At 74.1% G+C, this 872-nt stretch carries 2 protein-coding genes; both read right to left on the bottom strand.

Going from position 1 to position 872, the window contains the following annotated elements:
• On the bottom strand, positions 1–205 hold a 205-nt coding region (locus GL263_RS27330), incomplete at its 3' end, for an FAD-dependent oxidoreductase (RefSeq protein ID WP_323379587.1).
• A gap of 22 nt (positions 206–227) precedes the next feature.
• Positions 228–872: thioesterase II family protein (locus GL263_RS27325; protein ID WP_182858406.1), on the bottom strand; the 645-nt coding region annotated here is incomplete at its 5' end.

Genomic DNA, 872 nt, shown 5'->3' with positions numbered 1-872 from the left:
GTTCGACGACGGTGTCGAGCACGCCGAGCCGGTCGAGGAGCCACACCCCGTCGGGGGACAGCGACTCGCCGCGGAAGCTGCGGTCGAAGCGGGGGCTCTGTTCGAGGACGACGACCTCGTGGCCGTCGCCGGCGAGGCCGAGGGCGAGCGCGAGTCCGGCGGGGCCTCCGCCGACCACGCAGACGTCTGTGGTGTCGGTGTTCACTGTGTGCGGGCCTCTCACTTCGTTAGGACGGTGGGACCGGGGGAAGCGCCGACGGCGTGGGCGTGGTCAAGGCCCGGGTGAGCCGTCGGCGCAGGGCGGGGAGCAGGCCGGCGTGCGGTTCCTGGACGAGGAAGTGGCCGCCTTCGAGGATCTCGCAGTCGAAGTCGGCGGCCGCGTGTTCCCGCCAGCCGTGGAGCTGTTCGACGGAGACGATGGGGTCCGCCCGGCCGCCGAAGACGTGTACGGGCATGGGGAGTCGGGGGGCGGCCACGTACCGGTGGGCGGCGCACAGCCGCAGGTCCTCGCGGACGGTGCCGAGCAGCAGCCGCAACCACTGCGGGCGGGCGAGGAGTTCGGCGGGGAGCCCGCCGGCGGTCCGCAGCCGTTCGGCGAGGGTGACGTCGTCGAGGGCGTCGACGGCGTCCTCGCTTCTGACGCCGAGCAGCGAGCCGGCGAGGTGCGGCGCGGCGTAGGCGGCGGCGAGGAACAGTTCGGGCAGGGGGCCGCCGCGTGCCATGCGGCGCTGGACGAGCCAGAACGCCAGCATCGCGCCCATGCTGTGGCCGAAAACGGCGTATCTGCCGGGGACTTCGCCGGCGAGCTGGTCGTCGAGTTCGCGGACGAGGGTGGCGAGGTCGGGGTGCCGGCGGGGCGTGGTGACGGGGCC

It is taken from the genome of Streptomyces durbertensis, from assembly GCF_014156695.1.
GTDB classification, from domain to species: Bacteria; Actinomycetota; Actinomycetes; order Streptomycetales; family Streptomycetaceae; genus Streptomyces; species Streptomyces durbertensis.
The sequence above is the reverse complement of the archived record's forward strand: the minus strand, read 5'-3'. Positions and strand labels throughout refer to the sequence as shown.